Here is a 25,209-nt window from a genome sequence, read left to right as displayed (position 1 = left end):
ATATAATTAGAATCTAGCATTATAGTTAGATTCTTTTTCTATAATATGCAAAAAAAGATATCTATTAATGATACAATTTTATATTTTTAAACAAAATTAAATTAAATACAAAAAGCTTTATTTTGTAAAATTAAGATATTTTTTGTATAATATATTGGGTGAGTTAAATGGATTATAAAGAATATGAAAAAGATATAAAATATATAAAGAACATTTTACATATGAAATATTTACTTGGAATAGTTATAGGAATAATTTCTATAACTATTATAGCTTCATGTTATAACAATAACGAATTTGTTCAACAAGTATCATTTGCAGGAACTGTTTCCTCAATTATATTATCAGTAATTGCTATAATTATGACAATTAATGGAGAAAGTGAATCGAAAAAAAATAAGGATACAATAATTAGTTTAACATTAGAATTAGAAGGAATAGTTAAAGATGTAAAAAAAGCTACTAAAAATCTTGAAAATGCAGCTAGTAAGGAAGATATAAAATATCTTAAAGACAATATTGATATTAAAATGTTTGAAGTTTCGAGAACATATCAGACTAATATGGAAAATGGTACTACGAGCAATAAAGGGGCCCATAAGAATGAACATGTACAAGTTATTAATGATTTTGTAAATAGACTTGCTAATAAGAAAAGAAATGAGTTTATCAAGTACCTTTTTATTACTTTATATATTATACTGAAAAATTGTGAAATTAAAAATAATAAAAGTCTGAGGGAATCTATAGATAATGTTTTTAAGGAAATTAATTTAACCAAAGAGTATCTAATTGAGGATTCTGTTACTATTAGTTACATTATTTCTCCAGTATTAAATAAATCAAGAATAGATAAAAGCTTAAGTAATTACATAAATAAAAATATAGAAGAAAAATATAGTGAATATAAAACTGATATAGACAATATTTTAGAAATAAAATTGTCTTAATTAAAATAATGTTTATAAAATCTATGAGTTAGGATTAATAGGTAGAACGTGTGTTTACTACCGCTTTTCTACCATATTATTACCGTATTAGTTCCTAATATTTATAGTACAATATATATGGTGATTCAATGTCAAAAGAAGGATACAAAGTATTTGTAATCAATTTAATTGATAAATATTTATAATGAATTTAGAGAGTGCTTATATAAGGGCTCTTTTTACTTTATAAAATAAATAAATAGGCGAGCTTGATTATATAAAGCATAGAGTAGATTTGCTAAAAGCCACACAATATGTATTATGGGGTATCTTCTATCTTATTGATTATAATATCTTAATTTTATATAATCAATTTAGGGAGGGGTAAATTTGGATAACTTTATAAAAAAATCAATTAATTCTTTTAAAAAAAAGATTAATATAATTAGTTTAATTTTATTCTTTATTATATTAATTTTAATATTTATTTATTTTAGTAATTCTCAGAAAAAATATTTTTTGCAATGCAATAAGTTTACTGATTGGATAGAATTTAATACTAATGGTATTTTAGTTTTAACTGGAGCATTTTCAACTATAATAGCAGTACTATTATCTATAAATTATACAAGAAAGGTAGAAGAAGAAAATAGAAAAAGGCAATTAATAAAAACTTGTATTATTCTTCACTATGAACTGAGTCTATTTTTAAATTCACTTTTTGATAAATTTTATGAGTATATAGTAATGTATTCAAATGAGAATTTTAATATTCAGCAAATGCCAAATATAAGATTTTCAAGTTCATACTCAGGATTATATAAGTTAAATGAAGATTTTAAGCCGTTGCTATATGAACTAATGTCTATAGATAATACTAATAAAAGCCTAGAATTATTTGAGTTTTTTAAAAGATATGAAGATTGCTTAGAAAAGATAAGTGATTCTAGAAATTTTGGTTTAGAGTCTTTAAAAGATATTTTAAATTATTGTTTTAATGATAAATATGATAGACATATATGTCTAAGTGAATTTAGATATGAACAGATGCCTAATGGATTAAATACTTTAAAAGAATTGACTAAAGATGAAAAAGATTTATTAATTAACTTTATAGAATCGAATAGAAATATACATCAAAAGAATAATTATAATCTTATAAAAGATGAATGTAGCGATAAAATTTTAGAAATAATGAATTTTTTAGAGAAATATAAAAATTATAAATAATTGTATTTATAAAAATATAATAGTTTACGAAGAAAGTAGCATCTCGTTAGAGCATGCTACTTTCTTTATTAAATAAAATTAGGAGATAAACTTAGATGAGAAATTTATTTAAGAGATATATAGTTGATGAAGAAATAAATAAGTTTTATAAAACTTATAAGTGGAAGAAGAAAAGAAGTGAAGCATTACTTAGAGATAACTTTGAGTGTCAAATATGTAAGAAGGAAGGGAAGTTTTCACCAGCTCAATGCGTTCACCACATGAAGGAGCTTAAGCAATATCCTGAACTAGCACTTGACATAAATAATCTTATGAGCCTTTGCAATAGATGCCACAACATGATACATGATAAGCATTTAAATAGAACTAAAAAGAAAAAATTTAATAATGAAGAGCGTTGGTGATAGCCCCCCTATTAAAAAAATCAGATTTTTGGAAAAGCCTGTCGGTCGGGTATAGTTAGAGACAGGAGAGATTTTTTGAAGCTTCGCATGAGGGGGGTGCACCCATATAAAAAAAGGGTGCAAAGTAGATTTTTATTTCAAGAAATGAGGTGGTGATAATGAATGAAAAGGAAAACTTAATAATTCGTGAAAATGCTTATAAAGACTACATTTCAGGAATGAAGTATTCTGAAATAGCTGAAAAATATGAGATATCTATAAATACAATTAAGTCCTGGAAAAGGAGATTTAATTGGGAACGCAACTCGCACACAAAAAAGGGTGCAAAGGCTAAAAGGGTGCAAGAGTTGGGAAATATGATTGCGAAGGAAATTAAAGATGATTTACTGAAGCAATTAGAAGAGAATGAAACCTATGGAAAGCACTATGAGGATCTAATAAATGATTATATGTCATTATGGGATATTAAAAATAGACTTATAGATGATATAAAAGAGCGTGGAGTTTCTGTAGAGTGGAATAATGGAAAACAAACAGGAAAGAAAAAGAATGATAGTATTCCAGAGTTAAATAAAACAAGTGCTCAAATGCTTAAAATTTTAAATGATTTAGGATTGAAACCATCGGTTAAGGGTGGTGATGGTGATTATGACCTTTAATAAATACATTGATGAATATATCAATCTTATAGAAAGTGGAGCAATAGAAAGTTGCGAAGATATAAGAAGATGCATTAATTTAGTTAAAGAAAAGCTATCACAATCAAATGTAGTTATAGATCATGAAAGAATAGAAAAAGCAGTAACTAAAATAGAAGAATATTTTAATTTTAAACTATTGCCTTGGGAAAAATTCGTTATAGGATTAATTCATTGCTATTATGATGATTATACTTTAGTTTGGACTACATTTTTAATAATGATGGGTAGAGGAAATGGGAAAAATGGTTTTATAAGTGGCGTATCTTGGTACTTAACAACTGATTTTCATGGATTACCTAAATATAATGTTGATATAGTAGCAAATTCAGAGGATCAAGCAGAAACAAGTTTTAATGATGTATATGAAGTTATTGATGATAATAAAAAACTAAAGAGAGCTTTTTATTATACTAAAGAAAAAATTGTATTTAAGAAAACAAGATCTTATATAAAATATAGAACTTCAAACGCTAAAACAAAAGATGGTTTAAGACCAGCGTGTATTATATTTGATGAAATACATGAGTATGAGGACTATAAAAATATAAATGTATTTAAATCAGCCTTAGGTAAGAAACGTAATTCAAGAACCTTTATGATAACAACTAATGGAGAAGTTAGAGGTGGGGTTTTAGATGATTATTTAGAAATTGCAGATGCAATATTAAAAGGTGAAAATAAAACAACTAGAATGTTACCACTTTTATATAAATTAGATTCAGATGAAGAGGTGCATGATAAAAAGTTATGGGAAAAGGCTAATCCATCATTAAGATATTTTAAGGATCTTCAGATAGAAATGGAAGAAGAATATAATGACATGGAATTTCAGCCACAAACTGCATTAACTTTTATGACTAAAAGAATGAATAGACCTGCACAGGATTCTTATACTGTAGTTGCAGAATGGGAAAAAATAAAAGCTACTAATCAAGAGATACCAGAACTTGAAGGATGCTCATGTATTGGTGGATTAGACTATGCAAGTATTCGAGATTTTGTAGGTTGTGGATTGTTATTTAAGTATGGAAATAAGCGAGTTTGGATCCATCACACTTTTATATGTCATAAAGCTTTAAATATACCAGGAAGAAAAATAAAATTTGATATAGAGTTAGCTAAGAAAATGGGATTATGTACTGTACTTAAAGAAGATACAATAGATCCTAAATATATAGCTGAATGGTTTTTGGAAAAAGCTAGTAAATATAATATTATAGATATTGTAGCTGATAGATTTAGAAAGTCATTAGTAGCTTCTGCATTTAGTGATGTAGGACTTCCATTAAATGAAGTAGGTAATGGATATCTTACTCACAATAAATTAGCTCCGTTAATAGAGCAATTATTTGCAAATGAAGATATTATATTTGGGGATGATCCTATGATGAGATGGTATACAAATAATGTTTATGTAGATACCGATAAAAAAGAGAATAAAAGTTATAAAAAGATTGAGCCAAAGTTAAGAAAAACTGATGGCTTTTTTGCTTTTATACACGCTTTATCTAAAGATGAAGAGATTCCGCAGAGTGTTTGCGAAACAGTTAATTATGGTTGCTATTCATACTAAAGGGGGGTGATTTAAATAGGGATAAAAAGTTTTTTTAGTAATTTATTTAGTGCTGAAATGGAAGGTAGACCAGTAACAAGTGATATAAAAGCAGCAATATTTTATAAAGAGTTTGCAATTCAATCATGTATTTCGATTATAACTAATGCTTTAGTATTATCAGAGTTTGAAACATTTGAAAAAGGTAAATCTGTTAAAAAAAATAATTACTACGCTTTTAATATAGAGCCTAACAAGAATCAAAATGCTACTGAATTTTGGATGCAAGTAATATCAAACCTTGTATATGACAATGAATGTTTAATAGTTCAGTTAGAAGATCAATTCTATGTAGCTGACGATTTTTCACATACGGAATATGTTTATTATGAAGATATTTATAAGAATGTTGTTGTTAGGGATTATCCGTTAAAAGATATATTTAAAGAATCGGATGTAATTTATTTAAAGCTCAATGATGCAAACATTAAATCTTTAATTGATGGATTATATGAGGACTATAGTAAGTTACTTGGTACTTCGATGTCAGCTTATAGAAAGTCTAACGGACGAAAAGGAATATTAGAAATAAACGGACAAGCTCCATTACAAGGCCCAGCAAAAGAAGCGTTTGATAATTTGATGCAAAATGATTTTAAAACATATCTTGAAGCTGATAATGCAGTATTACCTTTATCAAATACTTATAAATTTAATGAAAGTAAGAATGTTGGTAACTCAAAAGATAGTAGGGATGTAAGAGCAGTAATAAACGATATTATAGATTTTGTTGCAGCAGCATTTCATGTACCAGCAGGAGTTATTAAAGGAGATATTGCTGGTGTAGAAGGGCAAACAGATAATTTTTTAATGTTTGGTATAAATCCTATAGCAAAACTTATAACATCAGAAATTAATCGTAAAGTTTATGGAAGAACAGGCTATTTAGAAAGAACTTATATAAAAATGAATACTCAAAAAATTAGAAATGTTGATTTAGAAAAATTATCTAAGTCAGCAGATTTATTATTCAGAATAGGTGTAAATTCGATTGATGATAATTTAGAAATGTTAGGCAAAGAGCCATTAAATGAAGAATGGTCAAAAGAACACTATGTTACTAAGAACTATCAATCAGTTCTAAATCCTAGCTTGAAAGGGGGTGAAACTAATGGAACAAAGAACAGTTAATCTTGAATTTAGAAATGCAAATTTAGAAGAAAGAAAATTAGAAGGTTATGCTGCAGTATTTTCAGATGATTATACAAAATTATCTGATAGATGGGGTGATGCTTTTTATGAGAAGATTTCTCCAGGAGCATTTTTAAAAACATTAGCAGATAAAACAAGAGATAAATTTATGCTAATAAATCATGATTGGAATAAAGTTGTAGGTAGAACAAATTCAAACTTATCATTAGAAGAAGATGGACAAGGATTAAGATTTGAATTAAGTGTACCTAATACAAGTGATGGTAATGATTTATTAGAAAATGTAAGACTTGGTTTAATAAGAGGGTGCTCATTTGGTTTTAATATATTAAATCAAAAAACAAGATGGGACGATGATTGGAACTTCTATAGAGATATTACAGAGGTTGATTTATTTGAAGTTACAGCGACACCTTTACCAGCTTACGGAGATACTGAAATAAATTGTCGTTCAGAACTTTCAGATATATCAATAAAAGAAATGAGAGATAAAGTAATGAATGATCCAGGAGAAGAACCTGAAGTAAGAGAAGATGAAAATAAAATAAATGAAAAAAGGAATGCTGAAATTATTTCAGCTTTTTTTAATGCCTTTAATGAGGTCGAATAAGAAAGGAAGATGATTAAATGACAATGAAAAATTTAGATAACACAATAGATATGAATCAAATAAGATCACAAGTAAATGATGCTATTCAAGGAGAAGATAAAGAAGCTATGGCTGAAGCCTTAGTCAGAATGGCACAAGGTATTCACGACAATATATTAAAAGAAGCACAAAAAGAAGCACGATCAATGATAAGTTCAGAAATTAATGATAGAAATGTATTAAATAAAAGAGGTATAAATACATTAACATCTGAGGAAAGAAAATATTATGCTGAAGTAATTGAAAAGAGAGGATTTACTGATTTAGCAGTAACACTTCCAACTACTGTTTTTGATAGGGTTTTTGAAGACTTAGAGCAAAACCATCCATTATTAAGTGAGATAACATTCGAGAATACTACTGCAGTAACAGAATGGATTATAAGAAAGACAAACTGTGAAGCAGCATGGTGGGGACCATTAACAGATCCAATAAAGAAAGAGTTACAACATGGATTTGATAAAGTAAAAACTGATATGTATAAACTATCTGCATTTATGCCAGTTTCAAAAGCTATGCTTGATTTAGGCCCTGAATGGTTAGATAGATATGTTAGAACAGTTTTAAGTGAAGCAATGGCAATAGCTTTAGAAGCTGCTATAATAGCAGGAACAGGAAAAGACCAACCTATTGGAATGATAAAGAATTTAAAAGGTGCGGTAGTAGATAAAGTTTATCCTGATAAAGATGCTATAGCATTAGCTGACTTATCACCAGAAACTTTAGGAAAAAGTGTAATGGCTCCATTAACTAAAGGAGGAACAAGAGCAGTACCTTCAGTATTAATATTAGTTAATCCACTAGATTACTGGACAAAGATTTTTGCAGCAACTACATTCTTAACTCAACAAGGTACTTATGTATATGGTGTTATGCCTATACCATCTAAGATAGTTCAATCTGTAGCAGTTCCACAAGGTAAAATGGTAGCTGGAATGGGTAAAGATTACTTTATGGGTGTTGGTTCAGGTCAAAAAATAGAGTTCTCAGATGAATATAAATTCCTAGAAGATGAAAGAACTTATTTAGCAAAACAATATGCAACTGGTGAACCTAAAGACAATGATTCATTCTTGGTATTTGATATTTCAAGTTTAAGCGTAGAAGCTCCTAAAGCATCAAAGAGCAAATAATAAATAATGCTAGAAGAATTAAAGAAGCGTTTAAAAATTACCTGGAATGAAGAAGATGATAATTTTAAAAGAAGTCTAGAAGCTGGAAAAGAATATTTAGAAGGTATAGCAGGAACTACTCTTGATTTCGAGGGTAGTTCTTTTAATATGGCTTTATTATTTGAATACTGTAGATATGATTACAATGATGCTATTGAATACTTTGAAGGTAATTTTAGTAGGCAATTAACACAATTACAGATAAGAAGTGTGGTGCAAAAAGATGATAAGTGATTATAACCAAAAGAAGAAGCAATTATTAACTACCTATAACAATAAAATTGAGATTGTTAAAAATGATGGTAAAGAATTTGATGATGATGGTTATAGAATAGATAATTATGTAACAGTTTTTGAATGTTGGGCCAATATAAATAATTTATATGGAAAAGAATTATATAGTGCATTTGGAGTTAATTTAGAAAATATATTAAATGTTAAAGTTAGATATTGCGATAAATTAAAAGAGTTATTTATAGATAATGAAAATGGTAATAGAGAGTATAAAGTTAAGTGGAATAACAAAATATATGATATTAAGTTAGCAGATTTTCTAGGATTTAATAAAACTGAAGTTATTTTAAAAGTTAGGTTAGTAGAATAATGGCTACTTTAGAATTTGTGGGCCTAGAAGATTTAATTAAAAAGTGTGAAGATCTTGGAGGGAAAACTGCTAATGATAGAGCTAATAGAAATATATTAAAACAATGTGGTAAATTAACTCAAAGTGAAGCTAAGAAGTTAGCACCTAGGAGTAGAAATCCTATGGATTCAGGAAGAAAAGGAAGTAGAACAGGGCAACACATGGGAGATAAGATTCCTTTAAGTTCTGTAAAAAATAGAAATGGTAGATTGTTTGTAGTTGTAGGCTGGGAAAAAGGGGATAATTCCCCTTTCTTTTATGCAAAATTTATTGAATATGGTACAAGCAAGATTCCAGCTAATCCGTTCCTGGTAAATGCACTAAATAAGTACAAGAAACAATTTAGTAGTATAGCAGAAAAAGAATATAGTAAAATGATAAAAATTTTGGAGTAGGTGCAATATGAATAAAAAAATATTAGAAGCTTTAGCACCTTTAGGCTATCCAGTATTATACGGGTGGTATGATGAAAGTTTGAAAAAAACTCATATAACATTCTTTCAATACAATGAGTTACCTAATGATTATTCAGAAGATACAAATGAGGTGCTAGAACATTATTTTCAAGTAGATATTTGGAGTAAAAAGAATTTAGAAAAAGTAAAAAAAGATGTTAAAAAGGCTATGTTAAAGATTGGTTTTAGTTATACAGATGGAAGAGATCAGTTTGAAACTGACACAAAAATATATCATAAAGCTTTAAGGTTTTACATGGCTGAAATAGAAGAGGGAGATGATTAAATGGCAGAAATAGTTGTAAAAAGTAGAAGAATGGGTTTAAGAGATATATCAATTTCTTTAGTTACAGAAAATACTTTAAGTAACTATACAACTGATACAGTAAGAAAGTTAGCAAGGTCTATTAGTGCAAAGGTCACAGAGAAAAAGAAAGTAGACAAAACTTTTAGTGATGATGGAACTGAAGAAGTAATAGAAACATTAGATTCAATCGAAATTGAAATTGAACTTAATGATTTAAGTCCAGAACAGGAAGCACTTTTAAAAGGTTGTAAGTATGAAAATGGATTCTTAGTTGATAATCAAGATGATATGTCAAATGAGGTGGCTATAGGTTGGAGAGCTAAAAGAACAGATCATAAATATGAATTTGTATGGCTATATTGTGGTAAGTTCAACGAAGGGGCAACAGAAAGTTATGAAACTCAAGAAGATAAGCTTAAGACACAAACACCAAAGCTGAAAGGAACATTCTATCCACGTGAGAAGGATAAAAACTGGAGAGTAAGAGTTAATGAAAGTTACTTAGAAGAAAATCATACAGATGCAAAAGCTGCTATTACAGATTGGTTTAGTAAAGTACAAGAACCAGTTAAGAAGTCAGCTTAATTTATTTTAAGGAGGATTCAATATGAATTTAATTTTAGAAATTTATGGGGAAAAGAAAAACTTTGCATTAGGTACCATAAAAGGTAAAACTCAAAGAAGATATTATGAAATAAGAGATATATTAATTGATGCAGAAAAAGGCGAAGTAGAATATAGAACAGAGCATTTTGATATGATGGTAAGTTTTATATGCGAATGCTTCAATAATAAATTCACTGAAGATGATCTATTAGATAATTTAGATATAACAGATATTAATATTTGGCTTATGAAAATACAAAAATTTATTGAAGAGAAAACTGCAGCAAAGATGAAGAAAATAGCAAAAAACTCCTAGAGGAAGATTCTAATGAATCTTCCTTTTTTGATGAATATGACAAAGAAAATGGTTATGAAGATGAAGAAGAATTTGAGCGTAAATATGTAGACATACTTTTTGGGATATATGACTTTGCAATACAAAAGCAGTTAATGAGCTTTAAGGATTGTGAGGAAATGGATTGGTTCGGGTACCTGGACTATTTAGATTATTTAATTAATAGAAGACAGGAAGAAAATTCTGATTCAGAAGAATTTGAAGATGAATAGCAAGGGGGTGAATATATGGCAGGTGCTAATATAAAAATTGGAGCTAATAGTTCTGATTTTCAAAGACAAATGAAAGAAGTTGTAAATCAACTTAAAGTTACTCAATCGCAATTTTCATTAGCTAGTGAGAAAGCTAGATTATTTGGAACCTCAACAGATCAGTTGAAAGCAAAACAGGGTGAGTTGTCCAACAAACTAAAAGCTCAAAATACCATAGTTTCTATGTCTAGAGAAGCTATAAGACAGATAAATAAAGAGATTATTGGATATAAAAATGCTAATGAACAACTGGCCCAAAAGATAGCTGATACCGAAAAGAAACAAAAAGATGCAGTACAAACTTATGGTAAAGGCTCAAAGGAAGTAAAAGAGCTTGATAATAAGTTAAAAGAATTAAAAGAGCAGTATGCTAAAAATGAAAGGGCTATTGATGGATCAAATAAAAGAATGGACCAGCAAAGAGTGAAACTTTCAGAATCTGAAAAAGCAGTTCTTAAAACTAAAAGAGCTATTGAAGATAATAATAAAGCTTTAGAAAAAATGGGAGATAAGTTTGCGAAGGCTGGAGAAAAAGCTGGTAAAATATCAGATAAAATGAAGCCAGTAAGTGCTGGGATAATTGGAGTTGGTGTAGCATCAGGTAAGATGGCAATGGATTTCGAGGATGGAATGGCTAAAGTAAGCACTATAGCAGATACATCAAAAGTTTCTATGGACGATTTAAGAAAGGGTGTATTACAACTAAGTAGTGATACTGGTAAAAGTGCTACGGAAATGAGTGAAGGTTTATATGAAGCGTTGTCTGCAAGTGTTGATACAAGTGATGCAGTAAACTTCATGGGAACTGCAACAAAGGCAGCCGTCGGAGGTTTCACTGATACTGCAACGGCAGTTGACGGATTAACAACTGTTCTTAATAGTTACGGAATTAAAGCAAGTGAAGCTGATAAAATAGCAAATCAAATGCTTATAACTCAAAACTTAGGTAAAACAACCTTTGGTGAACTTGCTTCATCAGTAGGTAAAGTTACCCCTATTTCATCACAGTTAAATATTTCAACACAAGAATTATTTTCTTCATTAGCTTCGACTACTTCACAAGGTCTAGCAACTGCAGAATCAGTAACAGCATTAAAAGCAGCTATGTCAAATATAATAAAACCTTCTAAGGAAGCGGCAGATGCAGCAGACGAACTTGGAATTAAATTTAACGTAAGTGAATTAAAATCTAAGGGCTGGATGCCATTTCTTCAAGATTTAAAGAAAGGTTTGGAGGGTGCAAGTCCAGCTTTAAAAGATGCTATGAATGCTATGGAAAAAGCATCTAAAAAGATGGGTGACTTAGAGAAAGCTGGTAAAACAAATTCAAAAGAATATAAACAAGCCAAAAAAGATGTAAAGAGCTTTAAAGATGAATTAGACATGTTGGCTAAAATGTCAGATTCTCCAGTAAGTGCTATGGCTACAATGTTCGGAAGTGTCGAAGGCCTTAACTCAATTCTTATGATGACAAGTGAAAATGGAATGAATATCTATAATCAATCAATGCAACAGATGGATACAAATTCAAATGCACTAAATGAAGCATATGATAAAATTGCTAATACAACTCAATACAAGCTTAAAGGCGCTTTAAATCAAGGACAAATTGCAATGATAGGTTTAGGAGATGCATTTGCTCCATTTATTTCTTTAGCTTCAATGGGCCTTGCAAAAGTTGCTGGTGCTTTTAATGGATTAAGCGATGGAACTAAAAAGACTATTGCAATATTTGGTGGCTTATTTGTGGCAACCAATTTAACTTTAAGTGGCTTTAGTAAATTAACTAAAGGTGTAAAGGAAAATATTAAATTTATCAAAAGTATTCCAGGAGGAACAAAGAAGGCAATTCAAGGATTTAAAGGATTTGCAACTTCATGCGTTAATGGAGGTAAGAAAGTAGTTTCATTTAGTAAAAAGATAGGTTCTATAGGTTGGAGTGGTATTACTAAAGGAGCAAAACTTGCTGCAAAAGGGATTACAACATTAAGTAAAGGTTTATTAAATGGAGCGAAAGCTACAGCAAAATTTACTTTAAGCTTAATGAAAATGATAGTTCAATTAACTATCTCAGGAGCAAAACTTGCTTTTAATACTGCTAAGTTACTATTACAAAAAGTTGCACTTGCAGCAAGTACAGTAGCAACAAATTTAATGGCTGGAGCACAAGCCGCACTTAATTTAGTTATGTCATTAAATCCAATAGTTTTAATCATAGGATTATTAGTTGGCCTAGGTGCTACATTTGTAGTTCTTTATAATAAATGTGAATGGTTTAGAAATGGAGTGCAAACTGTATGGAATGGAATAAAATCAGTATTTCAAGGATTTGCAAACTTCTTTAAAGGTGCATTTAATACTGATTGGACACAAACACTAGGAATACTAGGTGTTCCATTAAATAGTTTCTTTGGAACTGTAAAAGCTATATGGGATGGAGTTAAAGGAGTATTCAATGGCGTAATAACATTCTTCAAAGGTGTATTTACAGGAAACTGGCGAGAAGCATTCCAAGGCTTGAGTGATATAGTAAGTAGCATATTTGGAATGATAGGAGGAGTTATTAAAGCACCAATCAATGCAGCTATTTCAGGTATCAACTGGGTAATATCATCTATAAACGGAATTGGATTCGATGTGCCTTCATGGGTTCCAGGTATCGGAGGTTCTCATTTTGGTATAAATCTTCCTAGTATACCTATGTTAGCAGAAGGGGGAATTGTAACTAAGGCTACGATGGCTTTAGTTGGAGAAGGTAAGGAACATGAAGCAGTAATTCCACTTTCTAAGTTAGATAGATTAGTCACTAATAGCGTTAGAAAAGTAATTCAATCTAAAATTAAAACAGATAAAAAAGAGGTTTATATAATAAAAAATTATCTTGATAGTGAAGAAATAAGTAACTATACATTTAGTAAAGTAAACAATAAATTAGCATTAGCTTCTAAGAGAAGGAGATAATCAGATGAAAATAAATAATATTGATATATCAAAGTTTAATGCTAAACAATTAACTGTAGATATGCAAGCAAGCTCAATCGAAGTTGAAAATGATTGGCTAGATAAATCTTTAACTCCTATATACCTAGATACTAAAATTAGATATAAACCTATTTCTATAGTTTTATATTTAAGAGGTAAAGGTAGAGATGATATTTTAAATAATATTAGTAATATTTTAAGTTTGATGAAAAATAAGTGTATTTTAGATTTAGATGGATATAGAAATAAATATGTATCGTATTTAACAGAACATGAAACAGAAAAAACAATACGAAAAGATAGATATAAATTAAATTTAAAGTTTTCAGCTTATGAGGTAGGTGAGGAAGTAACAGAAACGATTAATAGAATATTATCAAAATCAATTAATGTAAAAGGGAATTCAGTTACTCCATGTGTAGTAGAAATTACACCAAGTACTGATTTAATTGAATTAAATATACAAGGGGTGGCCAATGATCCTATAAGAATAAAAAATTTAAAAAAAGGTAAAAAAATAATATTCAATGGAGAAGAGGGAACTGTTTTAGAAGAAGGAAATAACAAGTATTTAGATACCGACTTTTGGGAGTTCCCTTTTGTATTGCCAGGATCTAATACCATAACATTAAGTAAAAATAATTGCGATATAGTAATAAAATATAAACCAAGATATATATAAAGATAATTAATAATTTAAAGTATTCATTTGGTGAAAAATGTAACTAAGTGTATAATATTCTTAAAAAGTTTTTTAGGAGGATTATATGAGTTTAGTTATGGGTGTAGGAAATAAAGAATTTATTTTATTTGCGGGAGAACAAAGATGTACAAATCAAGATGGAGATATATTGAGCGAGAATTATAAAAAGGTATATAAAATAAATGATAATGTAATTATAGGTTTTTGTGGAGATTCTACATATTGTAAAATAATAACAAAGCATTTATTTGATGATACATTCTCAAAAGATGATATATTGAATTTAACTTATAAGGAGGTTTTTAATTTAATAAAATCTCAGTTTAAAAGTGTTGTAGAACAAGTAGAAGCTGACACGAAGTATAGAAAAGCAAATGCTTATATTATTGTAGGTGGGAAATTTAATAGAGAACTTAAATTTAGTACATTTTTTTATCAAGATACACTTGAAATAAATGAACTTAATTTAGATAGCATGGATCCAACGTTAGTAGTAATGGAAAGTGGAAAATGTGATCATAAATTAAATATTAAACAGGAATTTTTAAAAGACCCAAAAATATCTATAAAAAACTTTACTCTTATATTTGCAAGAGTAATAGCTGATGGTGTTAAGAGTGATAATAGTATTAATGATAATATAAGGTTTGTATCAATAGAAAAATAAAGGAAGGATATTGTTTATGAATAAAAAGATTAAGGATTTAATTAGAACCAAAGCAGATATATACAAATTAAAAAATCAAGTGAATTGCAATAATACATGTGTGGTAAATATCACAACATTAACAAAAGAGCTTACAACAGTAGGCTCTTTTTTAATACAAAAATAAAGAAAGAAGGAATTTTAAATGTCAGATGAAATAAAAGTAACAAGCGAAATAGAAAAATCTTTAACTTTAACTGGAAATGTAGCTGTAAAAGGACAACCAGTCTTAAATATGAATTGTTCTTTAAAAGAAAATGGAGTTACAAATATTCAAACTTATGTAACTAATCAAGAATTATTTTTATCAAACAGTCAATTAGTAGCAGCAGAAGTACAAAAATTTAGAGCATCAGCTACAGAAGAAAGTAAAAAATTAAATTGTTTTGTATTTTAGTTTAAGGGCTTAAATTATTAAGCCCTTTTTATATTAAATAAAAGAAAGAAGGATTTAAAGATGGCAAAATTAAAAAATAGAGAAATATTAGATAAAGTAGGTATGTTAGGAGAATTAAGTAATAGAAAATTACCAGTTAAAGTTTCTTATGCTATTGCTAAAAATATAAGTAAAGTAGATAGAGAATTAAAAGATTACAATAAGGAGAGGGAAAAAATATTAAAAGAATGTTGCTTAAAGGATGAAGAAGGTAATCTAAAAATAGAAGATGGTAATTATTCTATAGATCCTGAGAAAATGGATAAATGGAATAAGGATATGAAGGATCTACAAGATATTGAAGTTGAAATTGATGTGCATACCTTTAGATTAGAAGAACTTAGGAGCTACGATATGGCACCAAATGAACTAATGTGTATCGATTTTATGATAGAAGAATAGAAAAATATTAATCTTTTAAGGAAGGAGGTTAATGTTTGTTACAATTATTAAGTTTAAATAAAACTAAAATAGCTGGATTAATAGAATATAAAGATTTATGTATAGAAAGTGTATTAGAAACTGGTAATAAGACACTTTCTTTTTTATATCCTAAAAATGCTAAAAATTATTATTCTATAGTAGAAGAATGTTATATAAAAACTAAAACGAATGAATTTATTATTAAAGAAAGTTCTCCGCAAGGAAATTATACTAGCTTTGTATGTGAATTAAATTTAGAAGAATTAGAAGGAAAGCCTTTTGATAGATATGAAAGTGTGGAACAAACTATAACTGCAGCTTTAAATCTTGCTATAGTTGGAACTGGTTGGACTGTAGCAGATAATACTATAAAAAAGAAAAGAACAGTAAGAAAAACTGATTGTAGTTCTTTAGAGATAGTTCAAGAAATTAAAAAAACTTATAGAGTTGATATTGAATTTGATACTTTAAATAAAATTATAAAAGTATATGAGCATCTTGGAGAAGATAAAGGAACTTATTTTATAGATAGCTTAAATTTAAGGACTTTACAAATACAGGGTAATAGTTATGATTATGCTACAAGAATAATACCAATTGGAAAAGATGGATTTACTATAGAATCTATAAATAATGGAAAAAATTATGTGGAAAACTACCAGTATTCTAATAAGGTTAAAACTATATTTTGGAAAGATGATAGATATACTATAGTAGAAAATCTTAAAGAAGATGCAGAAGCTAAACTTAAAGAAATAAGTAAGCCTTATAGATCTTATGAAGCTGAAATTATTAATCTAGCAAAAATAAATAAAAAATATAAAGTTTTAGATTATAAATTAGGAGATACTATAAGTCTTATTTCTAGAGATAATAAAATTAAAGATAAGCAAAGAATAGTTAAAACAATAGAATATCCACAAAATCATAATAAAGATACAGTAGAATTGGCTAATACTATATTAAGTTTTGAGAATATACAAAAACAGTTCCAAGATACTTCTGATACCGTAGATAATGTTACTTTAGACAATGGGACTTTAGACGGTGAAGCATTTGAAAATGGTGGAATAAGTAGTGATAAAATAGATAACTTTAAAGCTAATGTAATAGAAGCTGCTGAAATCCATGTTATAAAAGGTGATATACAAGATTTAAATGTAGCTTTATTAAAAGCTGGTCAAGCTATACTTACAAAAGTAGATACAGCGCAATTAAATGCTTTAGAATCTAAACTACAACATGCTTTAATTGGAAAAGCTGATGTAAATGAGCTTAATGTAGCAGTAGAAAGGGTTGGAATTCTAGAAGGTAAAACGCTTAGTGTAGAAAATCAGCTCGCTGGCAATCTTACAGCAAAGAATTTTCATGCAAATGCAATAACTGCTGGGAGTGGAATAATAGCTAACGGAGCTATAGGAGATGCTCAAATAAGTTCTTTAAGTGTAAATAAGTTAGAAGCTGGAGATATAAGTACAAGTAAATTTAGAATAATTAGTTCTAATGGATCTATTCAAATTGTAGGTAATCAAATATTAGTTAATAGAGATAATATTAATAGAGTTATTTTAGGGGAATATAGAAAACAAGACAATACAACAGATTATGGGTTGCTCATAAGAGCAAAAGATTGCAAGACAGTAATGTTTGATAGTGAAGGTGTGCACAGCGCAGGTATTACAGATGGTGCTATAAATAATAATAAAGTAGCTGATAATGCTAATATAGCTGGTAATAAATTAGATATAAATAGCGTTATTAGAGAGGTAAATGGGGCTAAAGAAACTATTAAAGGTACTAGAGTACAAATAGGGGATAGAACTTTAGATATAGAGTTATCTACACAAAAGAATACTATTACAGAGCATGGGAAAGAGTTATCTACTCAAAAAACTACAATACAAGCTTTAGATAAAGCTATTAAGTTAAAAGTAGATAATCAAACATTTACTCAATCTACTAATACTATAAACAGTAATATTAATAATATAAATTCAGACTTAATAGGGAAAATAAATACAAGTTTGAATAATGTTAAATCATATGCAGATACAAAGAAACAAGAAGCAATTAATAATGCTAGTACAGATGCTACTAATAAGGCTAATAATGCTTTAAATAGTGCTAAGACATTTACTACATCTCAAATAACAACAACTAATAGTAATTTAAGTAAAGCTAAAAGTGAAATTAATATATTAAAAGAGCAGATAAATACTAAAGTATCTCAAGCTGATATTAATAGGAGTATTCAAGAAATTAAAATAGGTGGAACAAATTTAATAAGTATAAATGATATATCTAAAATAGATTGTTCAGGTTCTTACAATGCTAATACAAATACTTGGTCATTATCTTCTCAAAGCGGTTTAGGTACAGTATGGGGAGCAGGTTTAATAATAACTAATGTAAATACTAGAGTTCCCTATGGTCAAGGATTTATATTATCTTTCGAGATAAAAGTTCCAGTTGATTGTACTTGGAATGTAGATGTTAATAACTATGCTATAAGTGGCTCATCTTGGAGTGGTAACGATAATGATAATGTAGGAAAGAGAGCTACTTCTACTAAGAATTTAACAGCTAATAAATGGATAAAATGCTGGTCATATTGGGAGAATACAAGTAGCCAAAATACTAAATTTGTAGACTTATATGAAGCAAGTAACTTTGGGATAATTAATAATACTGGAAAAACTATGAATTTTGAAATAAGAAATGTAAAAGGTGAATTAGGAAATAAGGTAACGGACTGGTCGCCATGCCCTAAAGATATAAATAAAGCTATAGTAGATAGTATTAAAGTAGTTACAGATAGAATAAATGATGTATCTACTAAATTAGTTCAAGCTAAGGATAGTTTACAAGCTAGTGTAAATAGCTTAAATAGTACAACACAAACTATAACAACTAATTTAACTAACACTACTAATAAAATTGATAATTTAAAAGTTGGTTCAAGAAATTATGTTAGATATAGTAATTTTCCTGATTTAGTACCTGGATCATCAAATATATCTCATTGGAATTACTGGGGGGATATATCAGTTTTTGGACAGCAAGGAAATACTTATTACAATAAAAATGGAGTAGCTTATTTAGGTGCTGTAAAAGGCGGGGGTATATGGCAAGAAATCAGTTCAACTTTTATAAAGCCTAACACAGAATATACATTATCATTATTATTTGGAGAAGAACCTAATGTAAAACACCTATACTGTTGGATTGAATATTGGGGAGAGAATAATAATAAAATTAAAGCAGATTGTATATTTAACTTTTCAGGGTATGTTTCATTAGAAAGAAGAAGCTATGTATTTAGAACTATAAACTCTGAATTTAAAAATATAAGGTTAGTATTTTCACATGAAGGTGCTCCTAGTGCTAATGGTTATTTAATACAAATAGGTCTTATACAATTAGAAGAGGGTAATATTAACACTGATTGGAAGTTAGATATAGAAGATACTAAAAATAATATATTGGATGCTAAACAACAAGCAATAAATTCAGCTAATTCTCATGCAGATGCTATAGCTATAAGTAAATCAAATGAAGTTTTTAATAATGCAAAGACTTATACTAATACTCAAATAACAACAGTAAATACAAGAGTAGCTAATGCAGAAAGTAGTATTAATATTTTAAAAGGGCAAATATCTACTAAAGTTAGTCAAAGTGATATAGATAAAACAGTTAATAATATTCAGATTGGTGGAAGGAATTATGCCAAAGGAACATCATATGAATGGAGAACAATTAATGGTGAAAATAGAGAAAATCAATGTATTAATTGGGGAGATATTACTCAATCAGATATATTGAATAAAGATATAACAATATCTTTTGAATATGAAGTAAGTAGCGGAGCTAAAGGACAATTTTGGTTGCAAACAAGTGGAAATTATTGGGTTAGAGTAAGTGATGAATTTAATGTAGCTTCACAGCCAAGCGATAAATCATATAGAACTATGAAAATATCAATACCACCAGATAAATTTATTAATGTCATTGCTGTAAGAATGGATTATTTTGTTGGTCAGCTCAGATATAGAAAATTTAAAGTAGAAAGCGGTACTAAGCCTACTGATTGGACACCAGCTCCAGAAGATATCAATCAAGAAATTAAGGATAATATAACTACAGTAACAGAGAAAATAAATACAGTAGAAAGTACATTAACACAAAAAACAAATAATATAAATGCTAGTGTAAATTCTATTCAAAGTATTCTTACTACTAAAGCAGATGGAAGCATAGTAAGTTCTATGCAAAGTCAATTATCTAGTTTAAATATTGGATTAAATGGTATAAAAACAGAAGTAAATAAAAAGACAGATAAAGGATCTATAATATCTGAAATTAATCAATCAGCAGAAAGTGTGAAGATTAATGCTAGTAAAATAGAGCTTAATGGTATAACAACTTTTTCTAATGTTACAGGATTAAAAGCAATAGAAATACAAAAGAATTCAATAGATTTTTATGATTGGGAAGGTGGAGGAAGACATGATAATGTTGGGACAATTTATTCTGTAAGGGTTAATTCAGATTCTAAAAAGCCAGGATTAGCTATAGGACATGAAAAAAATGCTGTATTTACTGTAGTTTATAGCTCAGAAGACACATATCATTCTTATATAGACTTTGATAAGTATAACGTTGTTGGACATGTATGCCCAATAACTTTTTATGAAGATATTTCTTTAAATTGTAATCAGGTGTTTCTTAATGGTAATAAAGGAAATAGTTTTTATGAAAATGTTAATGGGGAATTTAGTATATTAGCAAAACATGGAGTTAGTATTTTTGATACAGATACTAAAAGGTGTACAGCACTTTTAGGTTCAGATAAAACGTGTTTTCGTAAATGGAATGAACTTGGTTATTATGCTGAATTCTTCCCAGATGGATTTAGACTTGGAAATGGCAATGGAGGTTCATATCTCTGGGCTGATGCTGGTTCTCCAGATATATACACAGGAAATGGAGTAAATATAAGGGTACAAGGAAGTTTAAGTGTTAGAGGTTCTAAGAATAGAATAGTAGATACTGTATATGGAGATTTAACACTAAATGCGGTAGAATCTACAGAATGTTGGTTTACAGATATAGGGATAGAGCAGAATAGAACAGATAATAACGGAGATTGCATTATTTGGTTTGATAATAAGTTTTTATCAACTGTAAATACAAGATATAAATATAAAATAGATGTAACTCCTATAGGTGAATTTGCTAGTAATGGTAAGTTAACATATGTAAGGGTAGTAGAAAAAACTGAAAAATACTTTAAAGTTAGGGGAACACCAAACACATTATTCGATTGGACCATAACAGCAAAACAAAAAGGATATGAAAGAGATAGATTAGAAACAATGGAAAAGGCTAGTTAATTCTAGTCTTTTTTGTTATATAAATTTAATTTAGGAAGGTGAGGACAGAATGTTATGAATGTAGATATTACTGTATTAGTAGGAATAGGAGGAACCTTATTTGGAATAGTAGTAGGTTTTCTAGGATATAAAAGAAATGAAAATAAAGATATTAAAGATGAAACTCAAAAAGATACAACTACTATTGTAAAGCTTGATTATATTAGTAAGGGGGTAGATGATATAAGACTTGATATAAAGGCTCAAGATAGAAAGATACAAGATATTGTAATAGATATAACTAAACTTAAAGAAAGTACTAAATCAGCACACCACAGACTTGATACATTAGAAGAAAATATAAAATAAGAAGAAAGAAGGAATCAATTATGGATAAAATTTTAGACCCAATACTAGGAGCTGTAGCTATAGGAGTTGTAGGAATTCTAGTAGCTATTATAAAAAGTGTTGGAGATGTTGCTATAGAATATATTGCAAAGAAAAAAGATGCTGTAGAACAAAAATTACAGCTAGATAAACACGTTGAAGAAATAGAAACTGCGAAACAGGTATGGAATATCGTAGAAGAAAAATACAGAATTACAGATAATATAAAGGAGTTAGTAAAATCTAAAGCGGATGCCTTTGATAGGTTATTACTAGAAAAGATACCATACTTAACTGATGATCAGGTGAAAATGTTAAGACAAGCTATAGCCGGTGAAATCAATAAGGGTAAGGTATTACTTAATGAAGATAACTTAAAGCAACAAGCTACAGAATTAGTTACTAAGAATAATGCTTTAAAGCAAGAAAATATAGAGCTTAAAAATAAGTTAAATCAAATTTCACAAGTTGTACCAGTGGAGCAAGGAGAATAATCTTTGCTCTTTTAGTTTACAAAATTATATTTTAAATAGTTATTAATAATAAAGGAGAGATGTAAAATGCTAAAAGGAATAGATATATCAATGCATAATGGAACAGTAGACTTCAATAAGGTTAAACGAGGTGGAATAGATGTAGTAATTATAAAAGCTACTGAAGGGGTAGAATATATAGATCCACTATTTGAACAACACTATAATGGAGTTAAAAATACAGGGTTAGTAATTGGCTTCTATCACTTTATGAGTGAAAAAACTTCACCTACTCAACAAGCTAAAGACTTTTGGAATGCTATAAAAGATAAAAAGTTTAATGTATTACCTTGTCTAGATATTGAAACTAATAATCAAGGAAGAACTAGAACTCAAATATCAGATAGATGCATAGAGTTTTTAGAAGAATTTAAAAGACTAAGTAGATATGATTGTATGATCTATACAGGTGGATATTTTGGAAGAGATAATTTAGATAGCAGAGTTAAGAACTATCCTGGTTGGATAGCCCATTACGGAGTTAATACACCTATGGAAACAGGATTTAAGGTTATTGGACATCAATATACAGAAGATGGAGCAACTCCAGGAGTTAAAACTAGAGTAGATTTAAATAACTTCACAGAAGAGGTACTTATTAATCCTGAATCAATACCAGTTCAAAAACCTTCTATATCAGATAAAAAAGATTTATGGGAAGTAAGTATAAATGGAGAAGAAGTTAGAGCTATTCAAAGAGAATTAAATGGACAATTTAATAAAGGATTAAAAGTTGATGGATATTTTGGAGATGATACTTTAAACGCTTGTATTACTGTAAGAGAAGGGGCAAGAGGAAACATAACTAAACTCATACAACAAAGGTTATTAAATAGAGGATACACAAGTTTAAATGCTCACGGAGGGGCTGATGGATGTTTTGGACCAGGAACAACTATAGCTATAAAAAATCTACAAAGAAATAAATGCTTAGATGTAGATGGAATAGTTGGTAAGAATACATGGAAAGCTTTATATAGTAAATAAATTTTAAAAAGAGCTGTAGGAATTAATCTCCTTACAGCTCTTTTTCATTTATTATATGTACCAATACGTTCTTTTTTAAATACTTTCTTTTTTATATGTAATAGTATTTTTATCTGCATCAATTGAGCATAGTCCCTCTACACTTTCAATATACTCATAATAAGTTATTTTTCCATAGGAGAAACCTGCATAAATTCCTGGGAAAAAGATCCCCCTTTCTTTATCATCTTTATTAATTAACAAAACATAAGAGCTACCTTTAACATAACATTCATTTTTGAAAAACTTTAATAAACTTTCTTTAGTAATTTTATTAGGATGAAAATATCCTACTTTATATTCTCCAATGGTTTTATTATTTTCTATTATTGGTTTAGTAGATAAAGTACTTATCCCATCAAAGTCACTTTTAATGAATCGAGCATTAGAATAATAATAAATTGATAAAGTAGCTACTATTATAATAAAAATACCTAATAAAACAAAATACTCTCTATTAGTAAAAAACTTCATAAAACACCTCCCTTTTATATTCTATTAGTTAAATTTTATTAATATATAAAGGCTATTAAATTGCACATCATATGTATAATTGCCATTACCCAATAAATAGATAATGTCTTGCTTTTATAAAATATATAAGCATAATTAAAAATAAATGCTGTTGGAACTATAATTAAAATATAATAAATACTATAATTATGTAGTCCTGCAAAAATTAAAGATACAATTAACCAATTTAAAAGATCATCTTTTATAAATTTCCTAAGTATTCTTATTATTAAAATTAAAAGTCCTGTTTCAAATAATGGACCTAAAATTATAATATTAGAAACAATAAATAAAAAAGAATATTCATTAATATTTGGTCCACTTATCATAGAATCTGTAATATTAAAAAGATTAAGAATAAATATAAGTATTGAATCTGATATCTCACATAATAGCACAGATAATAAAATAAACTTAAAATCAGATAATTCATTTATTCTATCCTTAAATGTTTCAAACTTGCTCAAATTAGTCACCCCCCAACGTAACTAATTATATATAAACTGATAAAAATTTACATTTATATTTTGTTTACATATTCTAAAATAAAAAGAACTGTAAGGGGCATAATATCCACATTTTCGATTAATATAAATTAAAACTAAATTAAAATAATAACTTATAAAAAAATACTCATAGCAATTATTGTCGAAAATATTGAATTGATATGTAACCTATTGTAACATTACTATGGAACAATTATGAATAAACTGTTAATGAACAATAGGGGGAATTAATTTGAAGTCAACAAAATTTAAAATTACTACTTTACTTATATCTATACTTATAATGGGTAGCTCTATAACTGCTAATGCACACTCAGGAAGAACCGACTCAAATGGAGGGCATAAAGACAATAAGAATGTTTCAGGATTAGGACCATATCATTATCATCATGGGTATGGACCACATTTACATGATAATGGATGTCCTTATGATAGTAAGCCTACTAAAAACAATAGTTCAAGTAATTCAACATCTAATACAAATAAGAATACTGCAAATAACACTACAAATAATGCAACAGCCAAAAAAAATAATGATGCTGAATTAAAAGCAAAGAAGGCAGAAGAAGAGAGAATTGCAAAAGAAGCTAAAGAAAGAGAAGAAAAAGAAACAGCTAAAAAAGAAGGATATAAAAATGGATATGATGATGGTTTTGCAAAGAAAGAAGATTTAAGCTCACAATATAATAAAAACTATAAAGAAGAATATATTGCATCATATAAAGAAGGATATAGCTCTGGTAAAGATACGATAGAAGCTGAAATTGAGATAGCTAGAAAAGACGGATATAACACTGGATATAAAGGAGATAATAAAGGTAATACTGAATATAAAAGTGAACTTATAACAGCAGCATACAACAGTGGGTATGATGAGGGATATAATGATTATAAGAATGATAAATTAGAAGAGTATAAGTCAAAGGGTATAAGTGATGCAACAGAAGAAAAGAGTGCTATGTCATTTGATGATTCAATAGATACTGAATTTAAAGAAGCATATATGAGTGCTTATAATTCTAAAAAAGAAGAACTTAAGGTCGATAAAGAAGATAGTAGTGTTGGACTAGCTGGTGGAGTAATTGCATTAGGAGCAATTGGTGCTGGTACTGTAGTTTATAAGAAGAAAAAATCAAATAAAAGTGAATAATAT

The 25,209-nt window shown here is 28.4% G+C and carries 27 protein-coding genes; 25 read left to right on the top strand and 2 right to left on the bottom strand.

The window, feature by feature from the left end:
* Positions 1-167: 167 nt before the first annotated feature.
* The 24 genes from ACQPUW_RS06660 (at position 168) to ACQPUW_RS06545 (ending at position 22,998) form a co-directional block, all read left to right on the top strand.
* Positions 168-950: a hypothetical protein gene (locus tag ACQPUW_RS06660; protein ID WP_430836685.1), complete on the top strand. Its 783-nt coding sequence runs from the start codon at positions 168-170 to the stop codon at positions 948-950.
* Positions 951-1,448: 498 nt separating this feature from the next.
* Entirely contained in the window at positions 1,449-2,159 is a 711-nt protein-coding gene (locus ACQPUW_RS06655; RefSeq protein WP_430836684.1) for a hypothetical protein, read from the top strand.
* 95 nt (positions 2,160-2,254) lie between these two features.
* A complete protein-coding gene (locus tag ACQPUW_RS06650; RefSeq protein WP_430836683.1) occupies positions 2,255-2,563 on the top strand; it encodes an HNH endonuclease in 309 nt (102 codons plus the stop codon).
* Between the two features lie 158 nt (positions 2,564-2,721).
* A complete protein-coding gene (locus ACQPUW_RS06645; protein WP_430836682.1) occupies positions 2,722-3,222 on the top strand; it encodes a P27 family phage terminase small subunit in 501 nt (166 codons plus the stop codon).
* Positions 3,212-4,837 carry a terminase large subunit domain-containing protein gene (locus tag ACQPUW_RS06640; protein ID WP_430836681.1) on the top strand — a complete coding sequence of 542 codons (1,626 nt, stop codon included), beginning with the start codon at positions 3,212-3,214 and terminating at the stop codon, positions 4,835-4,837. Before ACQPUW_RS06645 ends, ACQPUW_RS06640 begins: the two co-directional genes overlap by 11 nt.
* Before the next feature lie 57 nt (positions 4,838-4,894).
* Positions 4,895-6,007: a phage portal protein gene (locus ACQPUW_RS06635; RefSeq protein WP_430836680.1), complete on the top strand. Its 1,113-nt coding sequence runs from the start codon at positions 4,895-4,897 to the stop codon at positions 6,005-6,007.
* The gene (locus ACQPUW_RS06630; protein WP_430836679.1) at positions 5,988-6,638 is read left to right on the top strand and encodes an HK97 family phage prohead protease; all 651 of its coding nucleotides are present in this window, start codon (positions 5,988-5,990) and stop codon (positions 6,636-6,638) included. The genes ACQPUW_RS06635 and ACQPUW_RS06630 overlap by 20 nt, the downstream gene beginning before the upstream one ends.
* Positions 6,639-6,655: 17 nt before the next feature.
* Positions 6,656-7,810, top strand: a complete 1,155-nt coding sequence (locus ACQPUW_RS06625; RefSeq protein ID WP_430836678.1) for a phage major capsid protein — start codon at positions 6,656-6,658, stop codon at positions 7,808-7,810.
* 6 nt (positions 7,811-7,816) lie between these two features.
* Positions 7,817-8,083, top strand: coding sequence for a hypothetical protein (locus tag ACQPUW_RS06620; RefSeq protein ID WP_430836677.1), 267 nt, complete (start codon positions 7,817-7,819; stop codon positions 8,081-8,083).
* Complete coding sequence (locus tag ACQPUW_RS06615) at positions 8,073-8,453, top strand: phage head closure protein (protein WP_430836676.1); 381 nt, start codon at positions 8,073-8,075, stop codon at positions 8,451-8,453. Before ACQPUW_RS06620 ends, ACQPUW_RS06615 begins: the two co-directional genes overlap by 11 nt.
* On the top strand, positions 8,453-8,887 hold the full coding sequence (locus tag ACQPUW_RS06610) for an HK97-gp10 family putative phage morphogenesis protein (RefSeq protein WP_430836675.1): 435 nt from the start codon (positions 8,453-8,455) through the stop codon (positions 8,885-8,887). The genes ACQPUW_RS06615 and ACQPUW_RS06610 overlap by 1 nt, the downstream gene beginning before the upstream one ends.
* Before the next feature lie 7 nt (positions 8,888-8,894).
* Positions 8,895-9,233 carry a hypothetical protein gene (locus tag ACQPUW_RS06605; protein WP_430836674.1) on the top strand — a complete coding sequence of 113 codons (339 nt, stop codon included), beginning with the start codon at positions 8,895-8,897 and terminating at the stop codon, positions 9,231-9,233.
* Entirely contained in the window at positions 9,234-9,839 is a 606-nt protein-coding gene (locus tag ACQPUW_RS06600; RefSeq protein WP_430836673.1) for a major tail protein, read from the top strand.
* 22 nt (positions 9,840-9,861) lie between these two features.
* Positions 9,862-10,176 carry a phage tail assembly chaperone G gene (gpG, locus tag ACQPUW_RS06595; RefSeq protein ID WP_430836672.1) on the top strand — a complete coding sequence of 105 codons (315 nt, stop codon included), beginning with the start codon at positions 9,862-9,864 and terminating at the stop codon, positions 10,174-10,176.
* A gap of 266 nt (positions 10,177-10,442) precedes the next feature.
* Positions 10,443-13,427: a phage tail tape measure protein gene (locus ACQPUW_RS06590; protein ID WP_430836671.1), complete on the top strand. Its 2,985-nt coding sequence runs from the start codon at positions 10,443-10,445 to the stop codon at positions 13,425-13,427.
* Between the two features lie 4 nt (positions 13,428-13,431).
* Positions 13,432-14,130 (top strand): phage distal tail protein, encoded by a 699-nt coding sequence (locus ACQPUW_RS06585; protein WP_430836670.1) that lies wholly within the window; start codon positions 13,432-13,434, stop codon positions 14,128-14,130.
* Between the two features lie 85 nt (positions 14,131-14,215).
* A complete protein-coding gene (locus ACQPUW_RS06580) occupies positions 14,216-14,818 on the top strand; it encodes a hypothetical protein (RefSeq protein ID WP_430836669.1) in 603 nt (200 codons plus the stop codon).
* Between the two features lie 16 nt (positions 14,819-14,834).
* Complete coding sequence (locus ACQPUW_RS06575; RefSeq protein WP_430836668.1) at positions 14,835-14,984, top strand: hypothetical protein; 150 nt, start codon at positions 14,835-14,837, stop codon at positions 14,982-14,984.
* Between the two features lie 18 nt (positions 14,985-15,002).
* Entirely contained in the window at positions 15,003-15,254 is a 252-nt protein-coding gene (locus ACQPUW_RS06570) for a hypothetical protein (RefSeq protein ID WP_430836667.1), read from the top strand.
* Positions 15,255-15,314: 60 nt separating this feature from the next.
* Entirely contained in the window at positions 15,315-15,695 is a 381-nt protein-coding gene (locus tag ACQPUW_RS06565; protein ID WP_430836666.1) for a hypothetical protein, read from the top strand.
* Positions 15,696-15,730: 35 nt separating this feature from the next.
* Complete coding sequence (locus tag ACQPUW_RS06560; protein WP_430836665.1) at positions 15,731-21,112, top strand: phage tail protein; 5,382 nt, start codon at positions 15,731-15,733, stop codon at positions 21,110-21,112.
* A gap of 54 nt (positions 21,113-21,166) precedes the next feature.
* Entirely contained in the window at positions 21,167-21,460 is a 294-nt protein-coding gene (locus ACQPUW_RS06555) for a hypothetical protein (protein ID WP_430836664.1), read from the top strand.
* A gap of 20 nt (positions 21,461-21,480) precedes the next feature.
* Complete coding sequence (locus ACQPUW_RS06550) at positions 21,481-21,972, top strand: cobalt ABC transporter permease (RefSeq protein WP_430836663.1); 492 nt, start codon at positions 21,481-21,483, stop codon at positions 21,970-21,972.
* A 66-nt stretch (positions 21,973-22,038) separates the two neighbouring features.
* Complete coding sequence (locus ACQPUW_RS06545) at positions 22,039-22,998, top strand: GH25 family lysozyme (RefSeq protein ID WP_430836662.1); 960 nt, start codon at positions 22,039-22,041, stop codon at positions 22,996-22,998.
* Between the two features lie 75 nt (positions 22,999-23,073).
* Here the strand turns inward: ACQPUW_RS06545 and ACQPUW_RS06540 are convergent, their stop codons facing one another.
* Positions 23,074-23,511: a hypothetical protein gene (locus ACQPUW_RS06540; protein ID WP_430836661.1), complete on the bottom strand. Its 438-nt coding sequence runs from the start codon at positions 23,509-23,511 to the stop codon at positions 23,074-23,076.
* A 38-nt stretch (positions 23,512-23,549) separates the two neighbouring features.
* Positions 23,550-24,017 (bottom strand): CPBP family glutamic-type intramembrane protease, encoded by a 468-nt coding sequence (locus ACQPUW_RS06535; protein ID WP_430836660.1) that lies wholly within the window; start codon positions 24,015-24,017, stop codon positions 23,550-23,552.
* A gap of 271 nt (positions 24,018-24,288) precedes the next feature.
* On the opposite strand from ACQPUW_RS06535, the gene ACQPUW_RS06530 reads away from it, so the two are divergent.
* Complete coding sequence (locus ACQPUW_RS06530) at positions 24,289-25,206, top strand: YHYH domain-containing protein (protein ID WP_430836659.1); 918 nt, start codon at positions 24,289-24,291, stop codon at positions 25,204-25,206.
* Positions 25,207-25,209: the final 3 nt, after the last annotated feature.

Origin of the sequence: Clostridium sardiniense, assembly GCF_050584765.1 — a bacterium.
Taxonomy (GTDB): domain Bacteria; phylum Bacillota; class Clostridia; order Clostridiales; family Clostridiaceae; genus Clostridium; species Clostridium sardiniense_A.
Note: the sequence above shows the minus strand (reverse complement) of the source record. Positions and strands in the feature narration are given on the sequence as shown.